We start from the raw sequence: 25,845 nt of genomic DNA on the forward strand, positions 1-25,845 counted from the left end.
TATTGGTAACAAATTATAATTCAAAACAAAGGTATGCAAGAAAAGTATAAATGTAAACTATTTACCACGAAAAAAAATGACAAGTTTTTAAAAATCATGAAAATCTATTTTTTAATCACTTTCTTTTGCATCTTTTCAGTCACGGCTGAAAATATTTACTCACAGTCTAAAACGGTGAGTGCCGAATTGAAAAATGTGACGCTGAAAGAAGCATTTCGTGAATTGGAGAAAAACAGCGATTACCTCTTCCTCTTTATGGATAATACGGAGAACAGCCTGTCGAGAAATGTCAACGCTTCCCTGAGCAATAAATCCATGGAGGAAATTCTGGATATGTTGCTGAGCAATACGGACCTCACCTACTCCATTGTCAACCGGCAGATTACCATCTCAAGGAAACCCGGTGGTGTGGAGACTAACAAAGAGGCTGAAAACAAAATCAATACCCGGGAAGTGCGGCAAACCCGCAAGACAATTAGCGGAACGGTGACGGATGTGAATGGTGAGTCCATCATCGGGGCCAACATTATTGAAGTGGGCACCTCCAACGGCACCATCACCGATGTAAACGGAAATTTCACGTTGCAAGTGGCAAACGATGCAACCATACAGGTCTCCTATATCGGATATTTGAACCAGACAATCAATACAGAGGGAAACACAAATTTCAACATCACGCTCATAGAAGACTCTCAGGCATTGGAAGAGGTGGTGGTCGTGGGATACGGTATACAGAAAAAAGCCAATTTAACTGGAGCCGTGTCTACCGTGGATGTAAGCAAGACACTGGAGGCTCGCCCCTATTCGGATATTTCCAAAGCCTTACAAGGAGCGGTCCCGGGATTATCCGTCATAAGCAGCAGCGGCAAGTTAGGGGCACAGCCCACAGTTACGATCAGGGGGTTGGGAACATTGAGCAATGATGCGAAAAGTAATCCTCTGATAGTTGTGGATGGGGTACCGATGGACGACCTTTCCTTATTGAATACACAGGATATCCAAAGTGTTTCAGTGTTAAAAGATGCGGCCTCAACTTCTATTTACGGCACCAGAGCCGCTTTTGGGGTAATACTCATCACCACCAAATCAGCCCGCCAGGTCGACCGGGTATCGGTGAACTATAATGGAAATGTCGCTTGGGATACACCTACCATACTACCCGACTACCCCGACGTGCCCACTCAGTTGAAAGCGTTAATCGCGGCAAACGGTCGGAGCGGTGCGGCAAATGAGTTGTTCGGCATGTATTTGGATCAAATGCTTCCATATGCCGAAAAATGGAGAGATGAGCATAACGGTAAAAAATCAGGTTATAGGGAAATGATCCCGGGTCACAGAGATGCCCTTACGGATAGTTCCAAGCCACTCGGAGATTTCATTCTCGACAACAACGGAGTGGGTATGTATTTTGCCGATTGGGATGTGGTAGATATCATGTTCAGGAACTGGAAGCCGTCGCAAAGCCATAACTTGTCCGTACAGGGAACAAGTGGAAAAACATCTTACTACATGTCGGTAGGATACAACCATGATGAAGGTGTCATGACCTTCTTCCCCGAAAAACTGGATAAATGGACGGCCATGATGAATGTAACCACCGATGTAAAGGACTGGTTGCAGGTGGGAGCCCGATTCAATTACAGCAATAAAGACTTCATCGGGCCTGCCACCCGTAGAACGACTTATCAGTATATGTGGCGATGGGGAAGTTTCTTCGGCCCTTACGGCACCTATCAAGGTACTGATTTCAGGAATGATATAGCATACCGGAAGCAGGCAGGAGATTGGACCGACAATAATGGTTTTATCCGCATGGGTACGTTTGCAAAAGCTACCCTCGCAAAAGGGCTGACGTTAAATGCCGATTACACCTACGATGTAAATAACTATACTTACAAGGGTGCCTATATTCCCGTACAGGCTTGGAACTCTTGGGGTGGAGCCATTGAAAATATTGGAACTTTTGAAACCACCTCATACCTGATCCAGGAATCACGAAAGGATAAGTCATTCGCGTTCAATATTTTTTCCAATTATGAATTCTCGCTTGCCAATCAACATAATTTTAATTTTATGTTGGGAGCCAATGCTGAGAGCGGCACCCATTTCAGACATTCTTCCAGACGAGACAACCTTTTGGATTACAAGCTCCCGGAGTTCAATCTGGCAACCGGCCCTCAGTACGTGACCGGACAGCATAACCATTGGGCGACAGCAGGTTACTTCGGCCGTATTAATTACGATTACAAGGGTGTCTGGTTACTGGAGATGAACGGCCGTTACGACGGTTCATCACGTTTTCCCGCGTCCGATAGATGGGCGTTCTTCCCTTCCGCCTCGGCAGGTTACAGGATCAGCGAAGAATCATTTTTTATTCCTCTGAAAGAATCCATTAGCAACCTGAAATTCAGGGCCTCTTATGGTGAAATTGGTAATCAGGCGGTAGGGGACAACATGTTCCTGTCCACGTTGGCAAAGCGCTCCGATACCGATACCTATTGGCTGGCCGATGATGGCACCAAAGTGGTGGCATATGATTTACCCAAGTTGGTTTCGTCCACATTGATGTGGGAACGGATTCAAACGCTTGACGCGGGATTGGATTTAGGGCTGTTGAACAATGAACTGAACTTCACGTTCGACTGGTACCAACGTACCACAAAAGATATGTTGGCTCCCGGTCAAACCATGCCTCAGGTATTGGGTGCCGATGCTCCATATGTGAATGCCGGCACACTCCGCACACGTGGTTGGGAACTCACAGTGGACTGGCGTCACCGTTTCAATCAACTGCTTGTTTATGCCAATGCAAATATAGGAGATTTCGTCACCGATATTACCAAATGGGAAAATGAGGCGAAGTTACTGAATCAAAATTACTCCGGAAAAAGATATGGTGATATCTGGGGATTTGAGACTGAGCGTTATTTCACACAGGATGATTTTAATGCCGATGGGACTTATAAGACTGGGGTTGCTTCTCAAAAGGGACTGGAACAGGGAAGTTTCGTATTTGGTCCCGGTGATGTCAAGTTCAAGGATCTAAACGGAGACGGCGTGATCGATGGTGGAAAAGGCACTGCCGATGATCACGGCGACCTGAAAGTGATAGGTAATACGACCCCTCGTTATCAATATAGTTTCAGATTAGGTGCGGAATGGAAGGGTTTTGACATTGACATGTTTCTCCAGGGCGTGGGCAAACGGGCAGTTTGGACCCAAAGTGCTTTTGTTATGCCGATGATGCGCGGCGCCGATGCTATTTATGCAAACCAGACCAGCTATTGGACAGAAGAAAATCCCGATCCCAATGCTGATTTCCCCCGTTTATTCCCCGGTAATGCGGGAAGAGGAACTATCTCTGTGTTAGAGTTAGGAAATCATAATTTCTATCCCCAATCCAAATATCTTGTCAATATGGCCTATTTGCGGTTAAAGAATTTAACGGTCGGATATACTTTGCCTTCAGAGATTGCATCGAAGATCTACATGCAAAGAGCCAGGATATACTTTAGCGGGAATAACCTGATGGAGCTGATCAACAAAAGCAATGCTCCTGTCGATCCCGAGGTAAATGATAAAGAAGAAGGTGCAAGCCTGGGTAACGCCACATGGGGGCGTATAGACCCGATGTACAGGACAGTATCATTTGGAGTTCAGCTTACCTTCTAAATTGTTTTATTATTGAAAAAAGAAAGTAATATGAAGAATATAAATATAATATGCATATCTACTATCGCTTTAGTGCTGGCCTCGTGTAGCGATTTTCTGGACAAAGGACCGCTGGATACGTTCACTAACGATAATTTTTGGACCAATGAAAATAATGTGACCGGCTACGCCAACACCTTCTATCAAACATTCCTGGGGTATGGCAATGCCGGTGGAAGCGGACTCTTTTATTACCGTACTCTGTCGGATGATCAGGCAGGCAACAGTTTTGCGAACTGGACCTTTCAGAATGTGCCGGCAAGTAGCACCAACTGGCGGGACGGATGGGTGGAAATACGCCGAGCAAACATTTTGCTTGAGAACGTGGACAATGTGGATATGAGTGACGAGGCAAAAAACCATTGGAGAGGCGTGGGCCGTTTAATGCGCGCATGGCATTACTATCAGCTTGTGCGTGCCTACGGCGATCTACCCTGGGTCGATCAGTCTCTGGATATTACGGATGATGGATACCTCTACGGTACGCGTGAAAATCGTGACGGGATAATGGATAAAGTACTCGAAGACCTGAATTATGCTTGTCAGAATATGTATGATAACTCAGCAAAAAATAAGCTGAACCGGAATGTGGCTTACGCGATGAAAGCGGAGATATGCCTCTTTGAAGGAACTTACCGTAAATATAGGAAAGCAGAAGATAACCAATCGGCACCGGATATGACGGGAGCCAACAGGTTTCTGAATGAAACCAAGAGTGCAGCGGCCTATTTGATGGGGAAAGGATTTTCCCTAAACAGCTCATATCAGGGAAATTACAACTCAACTGATTTGTCGGGTAATCCCGAGATGATTTTTTATAAAGCATACAAGCAAAGTGTTTTACACCACTCCCTGATCGCTTATATCAGTTCATCGACACAGATCAGTGGAATGTCGAAAAACGCTTTTGAATCTTATCTGTTTACCGATGGTAGACCATTGGCATCGACATCACTCGACACAAGCGATGAAGCAGAATTCCTGGTAGGAACTAAAACAGTTGCCGGAGAAGTGGTCCCCGATACGGTATTGTCCATTAGGAAAATGTTGGAAATACGTGATAAACGGCTCAGTGAGACGATTGATACGGCGCTCTGTTATGTGGGAAGAGGGTTCACTCGTTTTGGAACCGGTATTTCCATGACTTCGTCTACCGGCTATGGAGTATCCAAATACGACAACAAGAATCTGGAGAACATATACAGGAACCAGACTTCGGCTAATTTCACGCATGCTCCTATTTTCTGGTTGGCGACCGTCTACCTGCAGTACGCGGAAGCTTGTGCGGAGTTGGGCGATATGAGCCAGGAGGATCTTGATAAATCGGTTAATAAATTGAAGAGCAGGGCTGGACTTCCTCCATTAACTGTGGATGTGGGTTTTTCCGATCCTGCCAATAATATGGGAGTAAGTGATCTAATCTGGGAAATCCGTCGTGAACGCCGTACCGAACTGATGTTTGACAACTGGACACGCTACTGGGATCTGATCAGATGGCATCAACTCGATAAGCTCGACTCGTCGGTATATCCCGATATCCTGCTGGGCGCCAATATTGCGAACGACCCCTATAACCGTGTCATAGACAAGGTGGGAACCTATATTGACGGTAGCAAGGAAATGACACGTCTGTTCGATAAGAAACACTATTGGTATCCCATACCCTCAGATCAGATTTCTTTGAATCCTCAATTAGGGCAGAACCCCGGATGGAAGCAATAGATCAAGTGAATCGAATGTATTGGTAACAAATTATAATTCAAAACAAAGGTATGCAAGAAAAGTATAAATGTAAACTATTTACCACGAAAAAAAATGACAAGTTTTTAAAAATCATGAAAATCTATTTTTTAATCACTTTCTTTTGCATCTTTTCAGTCACGGCTGAAAATATCTACTCACAGTCTAAAACGGTGAGTGCCGAATTGAAAAATGTGACGCTCAAAGATGCATTTCGTGAATTGGAGAAAAACAGCGATTACCTCTTCCTCTTTATGGATAATACGGAGAACAGCCTGTCGAGAAATGTCAACGCTTCCCTGAGCAATAAATCCATGGAGGAAATTCTGGATATGTTGCTGAGCAATACGGACCTCACCTACTCCATTGTCAACCGGCAGATTACCATCTCAAGGAAACCCGGTGGTGTGAAGACTAACAAAGAGGCGGAAAACAAAATCAATACCCGGGAAGTGCAACAAACCCGCAAGACAATTACCGGAACGGTAACGGATGTGAATGGTGAAGCCATCATCGGGGCCAACATTATTGAAGTGGGGACCTCCAACGGCACCATTACAGACATTGACGGAAAATTCAGCCTGAGGGTGGCCGATAATGCCTCCATCCGTGTCACTTATATCGGTTTTCTGCCCCAAACCCTTAACACAGCAGGAAGGACAAGTTTCAATATCATACTGCAGGAAGATGCCCAAGCATTGGAAGAGGTGGTGGTTGTAGGCTATGGAATCCAGAAGAAAGTAAATCTCACCGGAGCCGTATCCACAGTCAATGTGGAAGAGGCAATGGGAAGCCGACCTATTCCCGATCTGGGACGCGGGCTACAAGGCGCCGTTCCGGGACTTTCCATCCTTGTGCCCAGTGGCGAAGTGGGTTCCGACCCGGTCATGAAAATTCGTGGCCAGGTAGCCTCTATTGCCGGCTCTAGCGATCCTCTTATATTGGTAGATAATGTTGAAATCCCAAGTATTCAATATATCAATCCCAATGATATCGAAACCATTACGGTATTAAAAGACGCGGCAGCCAGCTCTATATACGGAGCCAAAGCGGCATTTGGCGTAATCCTCATCACAACGAAAAAAGGGGTTCAAACGGAGACCACCAATATCACTTATACCACCAATTTATCTTGGCAACAACCTTTTAAGGAAATAGAACTGGCAGGAGTGGAAGGATTGGAATATACCTTGGATGCACACCGCAACATGAAATCCAGTGGACCGGCCGGAGGGTTTTGGCGTGTAAATGAAGAAAGCCTTGAAAAAATCAGGGAATGGCAAAGGCTGTATGGCTCAACTGTCAAGAATTCCGATCCGGTATTATACGGTCGGGATTGGTTTTATGACGGTACTGATAAGTTCGGTTACAGAATCTACGATCCGGTGGAAGCGATGGTCAAAAATTCCGCGTTTTCACAGAATCATAATCTGTCACTCAACGGGAGACGGGGCGATACAAGTTATAATCTAAGTATCGGTTACCTCGGACAAGAGGGAATGATGAAACCCGCCAATCATGACGATTACAAAAGACTTACCGGAAATCTGAACATCTCTACAAAAGTAACCGATTTCCTCACAATAAGGGGAGGTGCCCGCTATTCCGACGCCACCAAACGGTATCCCAATTCGACGAGCGCATGGGCATTTGCAGCCGACCCATGGCTTTACCTGTACAGGTGGAGCAGGCTTTTCCCTATTGCCACTACCGAACACGGACAAGAAATTCATGACCCCTATTGGGATACAAAGAATACCAACGATGTGATCAAAAGGGACAGGTATATAAACCTGAACGTGGGAACCACTATCGACATTACAAGCAACTGGAACGTGGAGGCGGATTATGCCTACACTTCCGAAATGAAACCCCTTACCATGTCACTGCCGGTATCCACCGCCCTTGAACACTGGTACGCACCTGTTGCTTGGGTAGATGATAACGGAGATCGGGTATATGTCGACGAGACCGGACAAATTACAAACGATGGGGGTATGCCTGCCTACCGGTTCTACACATCGAACTATATAACCGAAAACCAAAGTTATTTCTATCAGAACTCTTATCTTTCCGATAAAAGCACCTTTAATGCCTATTCCACCTACAATTTAAATTTGCAGGATACCCACAAATTCAAATTCATGGTAGGTTCCAACGTTGTGGCTTATAAGTGGAATAATCATTGGTCAAACAGGACAGACCTGTTAGACAGCAATAATCCTCAATTCGCTTTCACGGTGGGTGAAGAAACAGTAGGCGGAGGAGCAAACTGGGATTCACAAGTGGGTTTCTTCGGACGTATCAACTACTCATTGATGGATAAATACCTGTTGGAGGCGAACCTGCGCTACGACGCCACATCCAAATTCCCCGCGCATATCCGCTGGAAATGGTATCCCTCATTCTCGGGGGGATGGATCCTCTCAAACGAACAATTTATGAACCCTTTGCAACCGGTATTGAGCTTTGCCAAGCTCCGCGCTTCATGGGGATCCATCGGCGACCAGTCTGTCTCAAACAGTCTCTACCAGCCCACTATGAGTTTAGGTAAAAACAATTGGTTGAGCAGTGATGGAAAGCAATTCTTCCAATTGGGAACACCTGTCCCCATTTCGGAGGGAATTACCTGGCAGGATATCGAATCGCTGAACTTAGGACTTGACCTACGCTTTTTCAAAGACAAATTGGGACTTGTCTTCGAGTGGTTTCAACGCGACACAAAAAACATGATCATCGCCGGTGAAGCCTTGCCGGCCACCTACGGAGCAACGGCACCCCAAGGCAACTATGGCAATTTGCGTACCAAAGGATGGGAAATTGCGGCCGATTTCCAACACCGCTTCAGCAATGGTATCAACGTCCGGGTAAATGCCAATATCTCCGATGCTATTACCGATATTACCAAGGGAGCCGATTGGAACACTCCTTGGGAAAACAGAAATATTCACGACACTTACACAACCGGTAAACGGTATGGCGACATATATGGATTTGTGACCGACAGGCTTTATCAAAAAGATGATTTTCTGTATGATGAGAATGGCAATATCCAACAAACTGTGATCATCTGGGAAGGAACGGCCAAACGTACCAATCAGTTAGCGGGGAACAATCCTGTTTACCAAACCTTCTTCGAGGATGGGAACCAGGTGCTGTTGGTCAGCCCCGGTGATGTTAAGTTTGTGGATGTGAATGGCGACGGATATATCACCGCAGGAAAAAACACCTTTGGCGATCCCGGAGACCAAGTGGTTATCGGCAACTTCACGCCCCGCTATGAGTATGGGTTGAGGCTGGGGATCGATTATAAGGATTTCGATGCTTCCATCTTCTTCCAAGGTGTGGGAAAAAGAAAAATATGGGGATCAGGACAATTGGCTATCCCCGGATATTTCTCGAAAGAGGGAGCCATGCCCAAAGCCATCGCCGAAAACTACTGGAGGGAAGACCGTACCGATGCTTTCTATCCACGGGCATGGAACTTGAATGGTGCTGATGAGGGATTTGTCATGAGGAAGCAGACCCGTTATTTGCTGAACATGGCCTATTTGAAAATTAAAAACATCACCTTCGGCTACAGTTTGCCAAAAAATATCACGCAAAACATCCATCTGTCGAACGCGCGCGTATATGTTTCAATGGAGAACTTCTTCACCTTCGACAAACTGCGTGGACTTCCCATTGATCCCGAAACCATTTCCGGACACTCCATGCTTCGTGATAGCGGTTACAACAACAACCGTACCGGAACCGGTAACCCCACCTTTAAATCGGCCTCGATAGGTGTACAAATTGGTCTATAAATTGAAAAAATTTAATCGTATGAAGAATATAAGCATAATTATCGTTTTATCTGTGATCATGCTGATGATTACCGGATGTGAAGATTTTCTCAACCGTCCGCAATTGACCCAGGATACCGATGAAACCGCATGGACTTCCGAACAAAAAGTAAGACTCTATGCCAATAAATTCTATCCCACCTTCTTTGTCGGATACAGTAATGATGTGTCTTTATTTACCGATGATGTAGTGCAACGAGGGAATCAGGGAAATTTCACCCGGGCTGTTCCTAACAGCGCTATTTGGAGTATGACTTCATTGCGATCCATCAATATCATGATCGACAGGGTTGGAAGCCGCATGGAGGGTGTCCTCTCGGAAGAGGCATATAACCACTGGATGGGAGTCGGCCGGTTTTTCAGGGGATTAAGGTATTCCGAGCTGGTTTTTGCCTACGGTGACGTTCCCTATTACGATCATGTGGTGAGTGATATCGACAAGGATGACCTCTATAAACCCCGCACTCCGCGCAATGAGGTGATGGACGCCGTTTACAATGACCTGGAGTTCGCTTTTGCCAATGTGCGCCTCAACGATGGCGACCAATCCCTGAACCGGTACATTGTCGCGGGATTTATTTCCCGGATCGCCCTGTACGAAGGAACCTGGCAAAAATACTATTATAAAAATAACGCGAGGGCAGAAAAATTCCTCGCCTTGGCCATGGAAACCGCGGAATTCCTGATGAACAGCGGAAAATATGCAATCGACACCGACTTCCGGAGCCTGTTCACCTCAAACGATCTGAAAAACAACAGGGAATGTATCCTTTACCGGAAATATGACAATGCCGTTAGCGTCACGCACAGTGTGGCACATTATAATAATCCGCTTAACTCCATCAATTACGGAGGAACTACCGCCTTGCTCAAATCCTTTATTTGTGTCGATGGAAAGGTATGGCAAAACTCCGATATTGAGGGAGCTAATGACTTCAGGATTGCAAGCCTGGTAAAGACAAGAGACTCCCGCTTTGAAGGGACATTTTACGACAAACCCAATATCAACGCAAAAGGATCCTTCCTGTTCCCCATCAAGTTCTACCCCAGGTATGGAGTAAAAAAGGCGGAAGAGGAAGGAACTACTCCTGATGAATTAAAAGGTAGTAAAAATATCACCGACGCACCCGTCCTTCGCTACGCGGAGATTCTACTTAACTGGATCGAAGCCAAGGCCGAATTGGCATCCATAGGCGGTGATGCTGTCACGCAAGCCGACCTGGACAGGACTATCAACCTGATACGTAACAGGCCGTTAGCACCCGAAGCTATTGAGAAAGGCGTACAAAAAACAGCTCCCCTGATGCTCGATGCGCTCCCGGACGATCCCGGCAAAGACCCCAACGTTTCGCCCCTGTTATGGGAAATCAGACGTGAGCGCCGTATGGAATTTATATTTGAAGATGGAAGGCTTATCGATTTGAAGCGCTGGTACAAACTCGAATATATGGATACCGACAGTGATCCGGAATTACTGACAGGCGCCTGGGTGAACTTCCCGGCAGAGGCAAACGATTACCTTGCCAGTGCAAAACCCGAAGCTTTCTCGGTAACAAAAGCCGATGGATCAGTAATCGTCTATAATGGAACGAATGGTGCCCAAATGGTGGGTTTCTATAAAGACATCGTGACTAACGGGCGACAACCGTTCCTGAACCAGGTGAACGTAAATCCTTACCTCTCTCCTGTCGGAAAAACGCAAATAGATGATTATGCCAGTAGAGGATATGTTTTGCAACAAACCGAAGGATGGCCACAGAATTAATCACATTAAAAAAATGATCCTACTATGAGAATAATCAATATCACACCAAAATGCGGAATAATTTTCGCTTCATTGCTCATAATGTTCTTCCTGTCTTGTGAGGAAGATTTTCCGAAAAATATGGAATCAGACAAATATACCGTATTGAAATCTATCAAGATACTCAATGCCGGTGTAGAGGGAAATACCGTTGTGGAGGGAACGGTGGACGAGGTATCAAAAAAAGTATCATTTCCCAGAATAGATCCCGAAACGGATGTATCCGCTATCCGTTTTGAGGTTGAACTGTCAGATGGTGCCAAACTGGACCGTGAAACCTACAGTTTCAACTTTGCCGAGGGAGTGGATGCCAATACAATTGTGGTAAAAGTGATCAACGAACCCAGGTTTCGTGAATATTTTGTTGAACTCAGGCTCAACATTCCACTCTTTGGCGCTGATTTTAATAAACCTCAGATCATCGATCATACCAACAATGAATTGGGAAATCCCATTTACCCCGTTTTCACCGGTTCAACAACCCGAGGTTCCGGATTCGATGGTCAACACGTATTAATTGTCACCCGCAATGCCATGGGGTCACATTTATTAGACGTAAAGGATCTGAGAAATGGCGAGATCAACCCCATCCCGTTAAATCTCACTGGCGTAACGGGGGGCACCTTCTCGGTGAACTTAGGAGCCCAGGTACACGGGCATACCTATATCGCCAATCTGTCGGCTGGACTTGTCTCGCCGCTAAAGATTTATCACTGGACAGATCCTTCACAGGAACCGCAGGTAATCGCCAATATCAATAAGGCAACGATAGCCGGTGCGGGGGCACGTCATGGCGACAACCTCTCGGTAAACGTGGATGAGAACGGAAACGGCCACATCTACTTCGGAGACAATGCCGTAACACAGATACTACGGCTTAAGGTAACCAACTTTACAGAGATATCCGAACCAACAATCTTAGGAACCCAGAAAGGCCTGGGAGGATTCATGAATATAAACCGTATCGGGGACAGCGATCAATACCTGCTTACCGGCCACGAAGCACCCATTATGGTCACTAACGCTGATGCCGAGGTGGTATATAAAATGGACAATACCTCCATCCCCATCAGGGCTTCCGATCCCAGAGTGGTCTATTTTAACGGTGAACGTTACCTGTTGACAGTTACTGCGGCAAGAGGTGGAAGCGATCCGGTGGTAATGTATGTATATGATATTACCAGGGGTGGATCCATCACAGAGGCTTTGGAAATATTTGAGGCCGGAAGCAAATCCCCCGTTTTCCAATATTCTCTCCTTGGACCGGTAAACGCGTCTCCTTCTACCCAGACAGGCTGGAATGTCACCAAAGATGAGGAAGGCAACGATGATAAATTGGTGCTCTACGGCGCTTCCAACGATGCAGGGTTTGTTATGGTTGAATTTCCTAAAAAATCACTGGATGATTAAGGATGAAATTAAGGATGAAATAAACTCTCCTTAATGAGAAATGGCTTTGCCGGTCTCTTTCCGGCAAAGTTATTTTTCTGATCATTTGTTTTATCCGCGGTAACATTACTGCATAAACTTTCTGAAAATGAGAAAAAAAATCTATTATTATATTCTATTTCTGTTCACGGCTTTTGTTATCTCCTGTAAGGATGACATCCCCGATACCGATACTCCCGATAATCCGGATCCGAAACCGACCGCTGAATTGATCTTCCCCAAAAAAGAGATGCGTTCGGTATGGATCACTACCGCCTGGGGACTCGACTGGCCTATGGGTAAATATGGAATCCAAGCCCAGAAAGACCAATATATCCAATATCTCGACCGATTCGAAGAACTGAATATCAACACGGTTATCTTCCAGGTTAAACCGATGGGAGATGCCTTCTATAACTCTCCTTACGAACCATGGAGTGTGTCCATTACCGGTGAAAGGGGGAAGGATCCGGGGTATGATGTGCTAAAGTTCCTCATCGACGAGGCACACAAAAGAAACATCGAATTCCATGCATGGATGAATCCTTATCGCATCGCCACCCGTGCCAGTAACGCGACTCCCTATCCTGCTTTGCATCCATCGGTCAACCCCGAGTGGGTAGTCAGCCACGAGAAAATACAGATATACAATCCTGCTTTACCCGAAGTAAGGCAGCGTCTGGCTGATATAGTGAAAGACCTTATAACGAAATACAATGTAGACGGAATTCATTTTGACGACTATTTCTATCCTGATCCTTCTTCCGCAGGCACAATGGTTTCCGATGCACCCGACTATCAGAAATATGGTGCGGGCTACAACTCTATTGAAGACTTCAGAAGAGCGAATGTGGATATGGCTATCAAGGGAGTACACGATGCAATTGTGGCCACCAAACCGGAGGTTATTTTTACCATTTCCCCCGCAGCCAGTCCCGATTATAATTTAAACACCCTGTTTGCCAATGTGCGCAAATGGTGCCAGGAAGGCTGGCTGGATGTGGTAATGCCGCAATTATACCAGGAGGTGGGCAACCCCTACAACGATTTTCAGGAAAGATTGGGCTGGTGGACACAATACAGCTATACCGCCGCGCCGATGATAGGGCATGCCCTTTATAAATTCGGCGATGGTACAAGTCCCTCACCCTTTCAATCGACTGCCGAACTACAACGACAGTTCGACTTGACCCGCAAAAACCAGAAAGTGAAGGGAAATGCCATGTATAGCGCCAGATTTGTACTTTTCAACAACATCAACATCACCGATAAACTGGCTGATATTTACAAAAATCCGGCCGTTATTCCGTTTTTGGGACGTGAAGTGGCTCCTGCTCCAACAAAACCGACAAACGTGAAAATTGAAAACGGGCAATTGACCTGGACTAAACAGGGAAACCTCAGATCCGTAGTCTATTATTTCGCCGATGTCAAAAAAGAGGGTGTGGTACTGGCAATCACAGACAAAAATAGTCTTCCGGTGACTTCCCGGGGATCCTACTGTGTGACAACCATCAATGCGGACAATAGTGAGAGTGAACCATCAGAAATAGTGGAAATGAATAACTAATATCTTTATATTTGATATCTTTGTCTGTGAGAGGAAGATTACTGTGTCAAAAATGATGCTGTTGTACTTGATCTCATTGTCCAAAAGAAAAAGATAAAAAAGATAAAATAGCCGCATGAGAAAATCCATTTTTATCCTGTTGATACTACTCATATCTTATTCTGCTTTTTCCCGGAATCTTGCCAATGATTCTCTGAAACAAAAGTTGAACAGTTCCCTCACCAATATCTATAAGGAGGTCATGCTGCGCCCCGGAAGGGTTACGGTGGACAGCATCGCGATGAATGAACGGGAAAAGAGTATGGAGTTGCACACCAACCTGTCACTATCATACCTACCCATGCGGGAGAATACCGTACTGCATATCTACGACAGCGTGCGTTACCACCTCCCCCAGCCACAGAAAAAATATCACATAAGCGTTTTTTCCGACGGACAGGAGATCAGCCACCTGATCCCCAATTTCTTCCGGACCAAGCAGAAAGACAAAAACCGGATGATCGCGCACCGGGTGGAAAAACCGCTCGTCACCAATATCTCTTCTCCTGTGGGCGATTTCGACAAAGGATTGCAAAACAACCATATTGCACTGTGGCAAAGTCATGGTTGGTATTACGAGCAGAAGCTGGGACGGTGGGAATGGCAGCGGGCACGTATCTTCCAAACGGTAGAAGACCTCTACACACAGAGTTATGTGCTTCCGTTCCTGGCACCGATGCTCGAGAACGCGGGAGCGAACGTGCTGATGCCGCGCGAACGGGATTATAACAAAACGGAACTGATCATAGACAATGATGATGTTGCCGGAGGAAACCGTTCCGGCCATTCAGGCCGATATGGCGATTCGCATTATGGGGAAATCGATGGAAAAGAAAGATGGCGAAATACCGATTCCGCAGGTTTTGCCAATCCAAAAGAGATCTATCGCGATGGTGAAAATCCGTTCAGGATGGGAACAGCCAGACAAATCAAGACGATCACCCGCGGTGAAGAGAGTCTCGCCGAATGGTGTCCCGATATTCCCGAAAAGGGAAAATATGGTGTCTATGTCTCCTATCAGACAGTCAGGAACAGTACAGACGACGCGCTCTACAGCGTGTATCATGCCGGCGGAAGGACCGATTTCCGGGTCAACCAGCAAATGGGGGGCGGCACCTGGATATTTCTGGGATATTTTCATTTCGACGAAGGGAATAGTCATAAAATAACACTCACCAACAGGAGCAGCCGCGCAGGGAGGATTGTCATTGCCGATGCGGTAAAAATAGGCGGGGGAATGGGAAATATCGCAAGAATGCCCCATCCCGACGGATTTGAAAAAGAAAATACAAAAAGTTCCGAAAAACAGGTCGCCAAGGAAACACTTATACCAAAGATCAACTATTCACCCGAGACAAGCGGCTACCCGCGCTATACCGAGGGAGCGCGTTACTGGATGCAGTGGGCGGGCGTACCCGACAGCGTGTACAACCGTACTGAAGGGAAGAATGATTACACCGACGACTATGCGTCACGCGGCGCATGGGTGAACTGGCTGGCAGGCGGCTCGCCGGCACTGCCCAAAGAAGAGGGTCTCAATATCCCTGTGGACTTGGCTTTTGCTTTCCATACCGATGCGGGGACTTTCTGGGGAGACACCATCGTGGGAACACTCGGTATTTATATGACGCATTTTAACGACGGGGTATTCGAAAACGGAAGATCGAGATGGGCCTCGCGCGATCTCTCCGAACTGGTGATGGAAGAGATCGTCAGCGATATACGACGCGAGTTCGAACCGGAATGGACACGCCGCCATCTCTGGAACCGTTCTTATGCCGAGGCGCGTATGCCTAACGTGCCGACCATGCTGCTGGAGTTGTTGTCCCATCAAAACTTCGCAGACATGCGCTACGGGCTGGATCCCTCTTTCCGCTTTACCGTGAGCCGCTCCATCTACAAAGGGATGCTCCGCTTCCTGGCGAACCAGTACAACCGTCCCTACGTAGTACAACCCCTTCCTGTAAAAGAGTTCAGCACCCGCTTCTGCGGCGATACGGAAGTGGAATTGAAATGGCAGCCATCGCCCGATCCCGCGGAACCGTCAGCCACGCCCGCCCGGTATATAGTCTATACCCGCCTCAACGGCGGAGGATTCGATAACGGTGTGATGGTGAAAAATAACCGTTATGTGGCATCCATACAAAAAGACACTGTTTACAGTTTTAAGGTAGTGGCTGTGAACGACGGTGGCATCAGCTTTCCCTCGGAAATACTATCCGTATGCCGTAAAACGGCCCAGAGAGGGGAAGCCTTAATCGTAAACGGATTTACCAGGGTGTCCGCTCCGTTCAGTTTCACTACCTCCCAAGACAGCATCGCCGGTTTCGCGGGAAATGTGGACAATGGCGTACCCTATATTGCCGACCATCATTTTATAGGCCATATGCATGAATTCCGCCGCGTGATACCATGGATGGATGACGACGCGTCGGGATTCGGTGACAGCGGCGCGAATTACGAAACTACCGCCATCGCGGGTAATACTTTCGATTACCCCTTTATTCACGGGCAGGCCTTCGCCAAAGCAGGCTATTCATTTGTATCCTCATCTGTCGCTGCTATTGAAAATAAAAGCTTATCTTTAAACTCCTATGGTATTGTGGACTGGATACTGGGTAAACAACGGGAATGGTCGGTGGCCCGGGGAGCTAAACCTCCTCGCTTCAAAACATTCTCCCAATCCACCCAGGAAGCCATTACCGATTATTGTAACCATGGCGGCAACATCATCGTTAGCGGCGCTTTTGTGGGAACCGATCTGTGGGACAATCCCCATGCTTCGGCGCGAGACAGGGAGTGGGCGCAAAACACCCTCAGATACAAATGGCGCAACAATCATGGGGCAGTAACCGGAGAGGTCAAAGCGGTGGCTTCTCCCTTTCCCTCTCTTCACGGTAATTGGTCCTATTATAATACCCTGAACAGTGAAAGCTATGTGGTGGAATATCCCGATGCCGTTGAACCGGCAGACCAGAACGCCTTTACCGTCTTTCGCTATTCAGAGAATAACCTAAGCGCCGGCATCATATATAAAGGGGAACAATATGGCACCGCCATACTGGGTTTTCCGATAGAAGCCATAAAAGGGGCGGAGAACCGGAATAAATTGGTGAAAGGACTGGTGGATGCCCTCACTGATTAGTTGATTGGATGATTGGGAAATTGAGAACTGAGAAATTAGAAATTAGAAATTAGAAATTAGAACTTCGAGATCTAAATGTGATCTGATCAGTTATAAATTGGATAATGGAACTGTGTACTCGCAAATTGCTACTTTGAACTGTGTACTGGGAAATTGAGAACTGAGAAATTAGAAATTAGAACTGGGAAATTGAGAACTGGGAATTTAGAATTTAGAACATTAGTCACTACTACCCGAAAGATCGGGAGCAGTCATCCCGACATATCGGGATTGCCATATTAGCGACTTTAAAAAAAATCCTATGCAAAAAATAAACGCATTTATTCTTTTCACACAACCTGAACAGGCAAGAAAAACAGTAGAAGAACTTAAACAGTCGGAACTGATACAAAATATTTATCTGCTTACTCCGGATGAGACTCTCACAACTTTGGAAGGTTGTGAAAAGATTATCATCGATAGACTGCAAAGCACCGAAACCATCAAAAAAATCGCCGGCAAATCTACTACCGCCTACACATTGATCTATCAGAAACCGTCCGTGCTGAAACCGGGTTATTTTGCCCTCGAACGGATGACTCGCATTGCCGGAGATATGCAGGCGGGAATGGCATACGCCGACTATTACGCGGTGATCGACGGCGAAAAAAAGAATCACCCTGTGATAGATTATCAGGAAGGAAGCCTGCGCGATGATTTCAATTTCGGGTCGTTGCTGCTCTATAACGCAGACGCGCTCAAAGAGGCGGCAGCAAGGATGAATGAGGATTACCGATTCGCCGGACTATATGACTTGCGGCTCAAAGTCTCACAACACCATCCGCTCATACATATCAATGAATACCTTTACACGGAGATAGAAGAGGACAAACGCGCGTCGGGAGAAAAAATATTCGATTACGTGGATCCCAAAAACCGGCAGGTGCAGATCGAGATGGAACAGGCCTGTACCCAACACCTGAAAGAAGTGGGCGCCTACCTGGCACCACAATTCGAAGAAATCGAATTCAACAAGGATCATTTCGAATATGAAGCTTCGGTAATCATTCCGGTGCGCAACCGTGTAAAAACCATTAAAGACGCCATCGCATCCGTATTGAAACAGAAGACCGGCTTCCCGTTCAATCTCATTGTGGTGGATAACTACTCTACGGACGGCACCACAGAGGCTATCGACGGATTTAAAGATGATGAGCGACTGATACATATTATCCCGGAGAGGGACGACCTGGGCATAGGCGGATGCTGGAATCTGGGAGCACACCACCCCCAATGCGGGAAATTTGCCGTACAACTCGACAGTGACGATGTCTACAGCGGTGAAGATACTCTGCAAAAAATTGTCGACGCCTTCTACGAACAGCAGTGCGCCATGGTGGTAGGCACCTACCGGATGACCAACTTCCATATGGAGGAGATTCCACCGGGCATTATCGACCATCGCGAATGGACACCCGATAACGGCCGGAATAACGCTTTGCGCATCAACGGGCTGGGAGCCCCCCGCGCGTTCTATACGCCGGTACTGCGCGATATCAAAGTGCCCAACACCAGCTATGGTGAGGATTATGCCCTGGGATTGAATATCTCACGGCGCTACCAGATAGGCCGCATTTATGATGTGCTTTACCTCTGCCGCCGTTGGGAGGATAATAGTGACGCGTCGCTCGATATAGTGAAAATGAACGCACATAACACCTATAAAGACAGGATCAGGACATGGGAATTACAGGCAAGGAAGAAATTAAGAGTGAAGAATGAAGAATGAAGAGTGAAAAGTGAAAAGTGAAGAGTGAAGAGTGAAAAGTGAAGAGTGAAGAATGACAGTCAACAACCCACAATCAATTGGCAGTTAATAATTGGTATTTAAAATATGGACGCACCGCTGATTCATGTAGGCATATTATTGCAACAGCAAAAAATTGATTTTTCGCTGCCTGACGGCTATAAGTCGAAGGGCCGGGAAATAGCGCCGGGAGATTATTCGGTTGAAATCTCGGGGGAAAAGATCCTTTTCAACGGGGAGATATCCGATGAACTCGTTTTCGAAGCCGATGATCCGCATCATAATGCTTTCGGATTGAAAAATGTGATCATCGGCGTGCAATTTCACTGGGAACGAAAAGAAGATCAATATTTTTTGGGCAGCCTGAAATTTATCGTGGAAAACGGCAGTCTCACGGCAATTAACATCGTTTCATTAGAAGATTACCTCACCAGTGTGATCTCATCCGAAATGAGCGCTACAAGTTCCGAAGAGTTGCTGAAAGCACATGCTGTCATCTCCCGAAGCTGGCTGCTGGCGCAGATACAAAAGAGACAATCTCTTGGAAATTCAGAAACCGTTTACCGGACTTGGTTTGAGACACCCGCAGAAATAGTCCGTTGGTACGACCGGGAAAATCACCATCGGTTCGACGTCTGTGCCGACGACCACTGCCAGCGCTACCAGGGAATCACCCGTCAATCCACCGAATTGGTAAAAAAGGTGATTCAGGAAACATGGGGGGAAGTCCTTTTCTATGACGGTACCATTTGCGATGCCCGCTTCTCAAAGTGTTGCGGCGGCGTGATGGAAACATTCGAGAACGTATGGGAACCCGTAATACATCCCTATCTGCAGGAAAAACCCGACTATACCGAAGGTTCCCCCCTACCCGACCTGACCATCGAAGAGAATGCGGAGGAATGGATCCGCGCTTCCCCTCCCGCTTTTTGTAACACTCAGGACGCAAATGTATTAAAACAAGTGCTGAACGATTATGACCGGGAAACAGCCGATTTTTACCGCTGGAAGATGACCTATTCCCAGAAAGAGTTATCGACGCTTATCAAAGAACGTTCCGGGATCGATTTTGGTGATATCATTGCCCTGCAACCGCTCGAAAGAGGTGCTTCCGGCCGTATCATCCGCCTGAAGATCATCGGCACCGAACGGGTGATGACGATAGGGAAAGAATTGGAAATACGGCGCACTTTATCCAAGTCGCATCTTTATAGTTCCGCATTCGTAACCGATACTCAGGACGAAGACGAGAACGGAATCCCGCAGACATTCATACTCACCGGTGCCGGATGGGGTCATGGTGTGGGGTTATGTCAGATTGGCGCCGCCATCATGGCGGAAAAAGGATACAGCTATAATGAGATACTGGCGCATTATTTCCCTGCATCTGAAACAATTACTAATTACTAATTACCAATTACCAATTACCAATTACTAATTACCAATTACTAATGATTGGTTGGTTTATATCAGGAAAGGGATATTAGACTTATGACTAATTACAAGGGTTGATTATGGTTCATCGTGAGAAAGAGAATATTATATTAGATAAGACATATAACTATGCGATAAGAATTGTGAAGTTATATCAGTATTTATGTAAAGAGAAAAAGGAATTTGAGTTATCTCGACAAATTCTACGAAGTGGAACATCTATCGGTGCAAATGTCGAAGAGTCTGTCGGAGGGCATTCCCGAAAGGATTTTCTGGCCAAATTGGGCGTATCATACCGGGAAGCCCGTGAAACTCGTTTCTGGTTAAAATTATTGAGAGATACCAATTATATCTCTACAGAACAATGTGAAAGCTTGTTAGAAGATCTGGAGGAAATTATCCGTATTATCACGGCAATTCAAAAAACCACAAAAAGCAATATCTAATTGGTAATTAGTAATTTTTAATTGGTAATTTTCATAGTATGAAATCAACACGCAATCCTTGGGCATGGATCCCCACCTTGTATTTTGCCGAAGGTTTACCCTACGTAGCGGTAATGGTCGTTTCGGTGGTTATGTACAAACGCTTCGGATTATCTAATACCGAAATAGCCCTGTACACCAGCTGGCTCTACCTTCCATGGGTCATCAAACCCTTCTGGAGCCCGTTTGTGGATATCCTGAAAACCAAACGATGGTGGATCGTATCCATGCAGCTGCTCATCGGCGCCGGATTCGCGGGTATCGCCTTTACCCTTCCCACCCCATTCTACCTGCAGGCATCACTCGCATTCTTCTGGCTGATGGCCTTCAGTTCCGCCACACACGACATCGCCGCCGACGGCTTTTACATGCTGGCGCTGGACGACTCTCAACAATCTTTCTTCGTCGGTATACGCAGCACCTTCTATCGCCTCGCCTCCATCGCGGGACAGGGACTGCTGGTGATCCTGGCCGGATTCCTCGAGAAAAGTACCGGCAATATCCCATACGCGTGGAGCATTACCTTTTTCATTTTGGCGGGCCTGTTCATCGCTTTCTTCGCCTGGCACCGCTTTATTCTGCCCTACCCTGCAACCGATGCGGGAAAAGCCGCGCACACCCCGAAGGAGGTAATGACAGAGTTCGAGAACACATTCAAATCGTTTTTCACGAAGAAAGGGATCGGTTTGGCCATCGCCTTCATGCTCTTATACCGACTGGCTGAAGCCATGTTGGTGAAGCTGGCATCACCTTTCCTGCTCGATGCCCGCGAAGTGGGCGGAGCGGGGTTAAATACTCAGGAGGTAGGTCTCGCCTACGGTACGGTCGGCGTGATATCCCTGACCCTTGGCGGCATCATAGGCGGCATCGTCGCGTCGCGTAAAGGATTAAAATACTGGCTTTGGCCTATGGCACTGGCCATCACACTTCCCAATGCCGCTTATCTCCTGTTGGCGATATACCAACCCCAAAGTTTCATTTGGATAAATGTGGCAGTGGCCATCGAACAACTCGGTTACGGGTTTGGCTTTACCGCCTATATGCTCTATCTGATCTATTTCTCTCAGGGCGAACACAAGACTGCGCACTACTCCATCTGTACGGGATTCATGGCACTGGGAATGATGCTCCCCGGTATGGCGGCCGGCTGGATTCAGGAACAACTGGGATATGTGAATTTCTTTATCTTTATCCTGATCGCGACTATTCCCACCTTCCTGTTGATCCCCTTTATGAAAGTCGACAAGGATTTTGGGAAAGCAAAGAAAGAAACACCAGCAGCAGAAGAAGAATCAGCAGAAGAAGAAGCTGAGTAATCAGATAGTAGGTCACGCGTGACAGTGTCTTGGGTGACATATACCGCGGATGATAATCCCGTGGCGATATTTCGTAATTCGTAATTCGTAATTCGTAATTTAAAAAAGACATGAATAATTTGAGGTTAATAACAGCATTTACCATCTGTGGTCTACTCATTTCCTTCTCCTCTTCCGCCCAGAAAATAAACGTGAAGAGCGGGATCGAAGTGCTGAAAGAAACCAACTTTAAAATATTGCAGGGGAAACGAGTGGGCCTGATCACTAATCCGACGGGAGTCGATAACAACCTGAAATCGACCATCGATATCCTGTATGAAGCGCCCAATGTGCAACTGGTGGCACTTTATGGCCCGGAACACGGCGTACGCGGTGATGTGCATGCCGGCGATAAGATAGAATCATTCACTGACCCCAATACCGGGGCACCTGTCCATTCCCTCTACGGAGCTACCCGAAAGCCCACCCAAGAGATGCTGGAAGGCGTGGATGTGCTGGTGTATGATATCCAGGATATAGGATGCCGGTCTTATACCTATATATCCACCATGTATCTGGCTATGCAGGCCGCCGCGGAAAACAACATCGAATTCGTGGTGCTCGACCGCCCCAACCCGTTGGGCGGCCTGAAAGTGGAAGGCAACCTGGTGGAAGAAGGTTTCTTCTCTTTCGTAAGCCAACTGCGGATCCCTTATCTCTACGGCCTTACCTGCGGAGAATTGGCAGAAATGATCATCGGGGAAAAGATGATCCCTCATCCTTGTAAGCTGACGGTGGTAAAGATGAAAAAATGGCGCCGGAAAATGAATTTCGAAGACACAGGGTTGCCCTGGGTTCCCACCTCACCCCATATACCGTTCGCCCATTCAGCCTATTTTTATCCTGTTTCGGGCATCATGGGTGAACTGGGATATATGTCTATCGGCGTGGGTTATACGCTTCCCTTTGAGATGTTCGCGGCCGAATGGATCAATGCCGAGGAGTTTGCCCGGGCATTGAATGCGAAGCGACTGCCGGGAGTAACGTTCCGTCCTATCCACCTGAAGCCCTATTATTCGGTTGGGCAAGGAAGTAACTTCCAGGGAGTACAGATATATCTGACCGGTTTCCGACAAGCACGCCTGTCGGATATCCAGTTCCATGTAATGGAGGTAGCCGCGCAACTTTACCCCGACAAGAAGGTGTTTGATCATGCTTCCGAAAACCGTTTCGACATGTTCGACAAAGTGAGCGGAAGTGATTTTATCCGACTGGAATTTTCCAAAAACCACCGTTTCGCTGAAATTCAATCCTACTGGACAAAAGATGAAGAAGCATTCAGGAAATTGTCGAAGAAGTATTATCTTTACAGATAATATAGCTCGCAGGATAATGACTTCGGCGACAATGCGCTTCGCGCGATAGATAAAAGATAATGGATTTTGAATTTGAAAATGATATGAATACAATCACCACACCCCAGCAGAGCGGCCGGTTGCTCTCACTCGATATTCTTCGCGGAATCACCATCGCCGGTATGATTATGGTTAACAATGCCGGTTCATGGAGCGCTGTCTATACTCCTCTCCGCCACGCGCATTGGCATGGGCTCACCCCCACCGACCTGGTATTCCCGTTCTTTATGTTTATCATGGGCGTATCCACTTTCATGTCTTTGAGAAAATTCCACTTCGAACCCTCTAAGGCGGCTATCTGGAAAATTGTACGGCGCGCCGTCCTTATTTTCGTGATCGGATTGGCGCTGGGCTGGTTCGGACAACTGTGCAGGGGACTGGCTTCGGGAGAGTCCTTCACACAAGCTGCCACCCATTTCAATACCCTCCGCATATTAGGCGTACTGCAACGATTGGGGCTGGCTTATGGCTTTGCAGCACTGATCGCCATATTTGTAAAAAGCAAGTATCTGCCCTGGGTGATTGCCTTGCTGTTATTGGGATATTTCCTCATCCTACAATTCGGGAAAGGTTTTGAGATGTCGGAACAGAATATCATCGCCGTAGTCGACCGCGCCTTATGGGGTACTGATCATATGTACAAAGATACCGCGCCGTCAGGAGAACGGATTGCGTTCGATCCGGAAGGTCTGCTCAGCACACTTCCTTCCATTGCCCATGTACTGATCGGCTTCCTCTTCGGCAAGCTTATCGTTGACAACAAGGAGAATCATACCCGCGTGGAAAAACTGCTGATCTGGGGAACCGTACTTGCATTTGCCGGATTACTGTTACAATATGGCTGCCCTATCAACAAGAAAATATGGAGTCCTACTTTCGTCCTTGCAACCACAGGTTTCGCCGCCCAACTGTTGGGATTGCTGATCTGGATCATCGATATCAATAAAAAAGAGCGATGGAGCCGGTTTTTCCATGCATTCGGTGTGAATCCGCTTATCGTGTATGTGTTCGCGGGAGTATTTGCCACCCTGCTTTCCAACATCAGGTTTACAGTACAGGGGGAAGCTGTTTCCATCAAAGGGTTTGTCTATGAAATGTTACTGCGTCCCTGGGCGGGTGATTATTTCGGATCGTTGCTTTACGCGCTCCTGTTTGTCGCTGCTTGTTGGCTGTTCGGATATATCCTCTACAAACGGAATATCTACATCAAATTATGATAGCCAATTTCATTGCGATCACGCGTTATGGGCGACAATTAAAAGGAATTTACCAATTATCCATGGATTTTGCCATATGCAAGAACTATTAATAGCCGACAGCGGCGCTACAAAATCAGACTGGTGTCTTACAAGAAACGGAGAGATAACACACCGTTTTTCCGGGAAAGGTATTAGCCCTGTATATCAGACACAAGAAGAGATCGCTGAAGAGATACGGCTAAATGTGTATCCTCTCTTAAAAGAGGCCGATATAGAAGCGATTTATTTCTATGGAGCAGGGTGTATCCCTGAGAAAACGGGTCTGGTACGCGATGCCATTCGTCAATCATTTCCCGTTGACACTGTCCAAGTCTACAGTGACCTGATAGCGGCCACTCACAGCCTTTGTGGACGCGGATCCGGAATTGCCTGTATCCTGGGAACCGGAAGTAATTCCTGTGAATGGGATGGTACAAGTATCGTGAACCAGATATCTCCCCTCGGTTTTATTTTGGGTGACGAAGGAAGTGGTGCCGCATTGGGAAAAAACCTGATAGGAGATGCTTTGAAAAATCAACTTACGGAAGGGCTGAAAGAAACATTACTCGACGAGTATGATCTTACACCCGCGCTAATTATTGACAAAGTATACCGTCAACCTTTCCCTAATCGTTTTCTGGCAAGCCTCTGCCCGTTTCTGCACAAACATATCGAAGACCCGACTATCCGCAGAGTCGTTACCCGCAGTTTTTCCGCTTTTTTTGAAAGAAACGTGATGCAATACGATTATCATAATAATAAAGTTAATTTTGTGGGCTCTATAGCTTGGTATTTTTCCGAACCGTTGAAGGAGGTCGCGGCAGAGAAAGGGATTGAGTTGGGAACAATATCCCAATCACCTATGCCGGGGCTGATTGAATTCCATAATCACTAACGACAAATTACAAAC

14 protein-coding genes are annotated in these 25,845 nt (G+C 46.7%); all 14 read left to right on the forward strand.

Going from position 1 to position 25,845, the window contains the following annotated elements; all coding sequences use genetic code 11:
• The first annotated feature begins 96 nt into the window (after nt 1-96).
• The 14 genes from D7D25_RS15760 to D7D25_RS15825 all read left to right on the forward strand — a co-directional run bounded on the left by D7D25_RS15760 (nt 97) and on the right by D7D25_RS15825 (nt 25,830).
• Nucleotides 97-3,672 carry a TonB-dependent receptor gene (locus tag D7D25_RS15760; RefSeq protein ID WP_122969919.1) on the forward strand — a complete coding sequence of 1,192 codons (3,576 nt, stop codon included), beginning with the start codon at nt 97-99 and terminating at the stop codon, nt 3,670-3,672.
• A 30-nt stretch (nt 3,673-3,702) separates the two neighbouring features.
• A complete protein-coding gene (locus D7D25_RS15765) occupies nt 3,703-5,433 on the forward strand; it encodes a RagB/SusD family nutrient uptake outer membrane protein (RefSeq protein WP_122969891.1) in 1,731 nt (576 codons plus the stop codon).
• Between the two features lie 113 nt (nt 5,434-5,546).
• The gene (locus tag D7D25_RS15770; RefSeq protein WP_158602644.1) at nt 5,547-9,257 is read left to right on the forward strand and encodes a TonB-dependent receptor; all 3,711 of its coding nucleotides are present in this window, start codon (nt 5,547-5,549) and stop codon (nt 9,255-9,257) included.
• 19 nt (nt 9,258-9,276) lie between these two features.
• Nucleotides 9,277-11,061 (forward strand): RagB/SusD family nutrient uptake outer membrane protein, encoded by a 1,785-nt coding sequence (locus D7D25_RS15775; RefSeq protein ID WP_122969893.1) that lies wholly within the window; start codon nt 9,277-9,279, stop codon nt 11,059-11,061.
• A gap of 81 nt (nt 11,062-11,142) precedes the next feature.
• Nucleotides 11,143-12,510, forward strand: a complete 1,368-nt coding sequence (locus tag D7D25_RS15780) for a DUF4623 domain-containing protein (RefSeq protein WP_255417351.1) — start codon at nt 11,143-11,145, stop codon at nt 12,508-12,510.
• A 127-nt stretch (nt 12,511-12,637) separates the two neighbouring features.
• Nucleotides 12,638-14,098, forward strand: a complete 1,461-nt coding sequence (locus D7D25_RS15785) for a glycoside hydrolase family 10 protein (RefSeq protein WP_122969895.1) — start codon at nt 12,638-12,640, stop codon at nt 14,096-14,098.
• A gap of 115 nt (nt 14,099-14,213) precedes the next feature.
• Nucleotides 14,214-17,282: a xanthan lyase gene (locus D7D25_RS15790; protein ID WP_122969896.1), complete on the forward strand. Its 3,069-nt coding sequence runs from the start codon at nt 14,214-14,216 to the stop codon at nt 17,280-17,282.
• A gap of 301 nt (nt 17,283-17,583) precedes the next feature.
• On the forward strand, nt 17,584-19,050 hold the full coding sequence (locus D7D25_RS15795) for a glycosyltransferase family A protein (RefSeq protein WP_122969897.1): 1,467 nt from the start codon (nt 17,584-17,586) through the stop codon (nt 19,048-19,050).
• 105 nt (nt 19,051-19,155) lie between these two features.
• A complete protein-coding gene (locus tag D7D25_RS15800) occupies nt 19,156-20,478 on the forward strand; it encodes a SpoIID/LytB domain-containing protein (protein WP_122969898.1) in 1,323 nt (440 codons plus the stop codon).
• Nucleotides 20,479-20,582: 104 nt separating this feature from the next.
• Entirely contained in the window at nt 20,583-20,948 is a 366-nt protein-coding gene (locus D7D25_RS15805) for a four helix bundle protein (protein WP_122969899.1), read from the forward strand.
• 38 nt (nt 20,949-20,986) lie between these two features.
• The gene (locus D7D25_RS15810) at nt 20,987-22,303 is read left to right on the forward strand and encodes an MFS transporter (protein ID WP_122969900.1); all 1,317 of its coding nucleotides are present in this window, start codon (nt 20,987-20,989) and stop codon (nt 22,301-22,303) included.
• Between the two features lie 110 nt (nt 22,304-22,413).
• Complete coding sequence (locus D7D25_RS15815) at nt 22,414-23,658, forward strand: exo-beta-N-acetylmuramidase NamZ domain-containing protein (protein ID WP_122969901.1); 1,245 nt, start codon at nt 22,414-22,416, stop codon at nt 23,656-23,658.
• Between the two features lie 83 nt (nt 23,659-23,741).
• Nucleotides 23,742-24,914 carry an acyltransferase family protein gene (locus D7D25_RS15820; RefSeq protein ID WP_122969920.1) on the forward strand — a complete coding sequence of 391 codons (1,173 nt, stop codon included), beginning with the start codon at nt 23,742-23,744 and terminating at the stop codon, nt 24,912-24,914.
• Nucleotides 24,915-24,990: 76 nt separating this feature from the next.
• Entirely contained in the window at nt 24,991-25,830 is an 840-nt protein-coding gene (locus D7D25_RS15825; RefSeq protein WP_122969902.1) for an ATPase, read from the forward strand.
• Nucleotides 25,831-25,845: the final 15 nt, after the last annotated feature.

This window comes from Proteiniphilum sp. X52 (assembly GCF_003712195.1).
Lineage (GTDB): Bacteria > Bacteroidota > Bacteroidia > Bacteroidales > Dysgonomonadaceae > Proteiniphilum.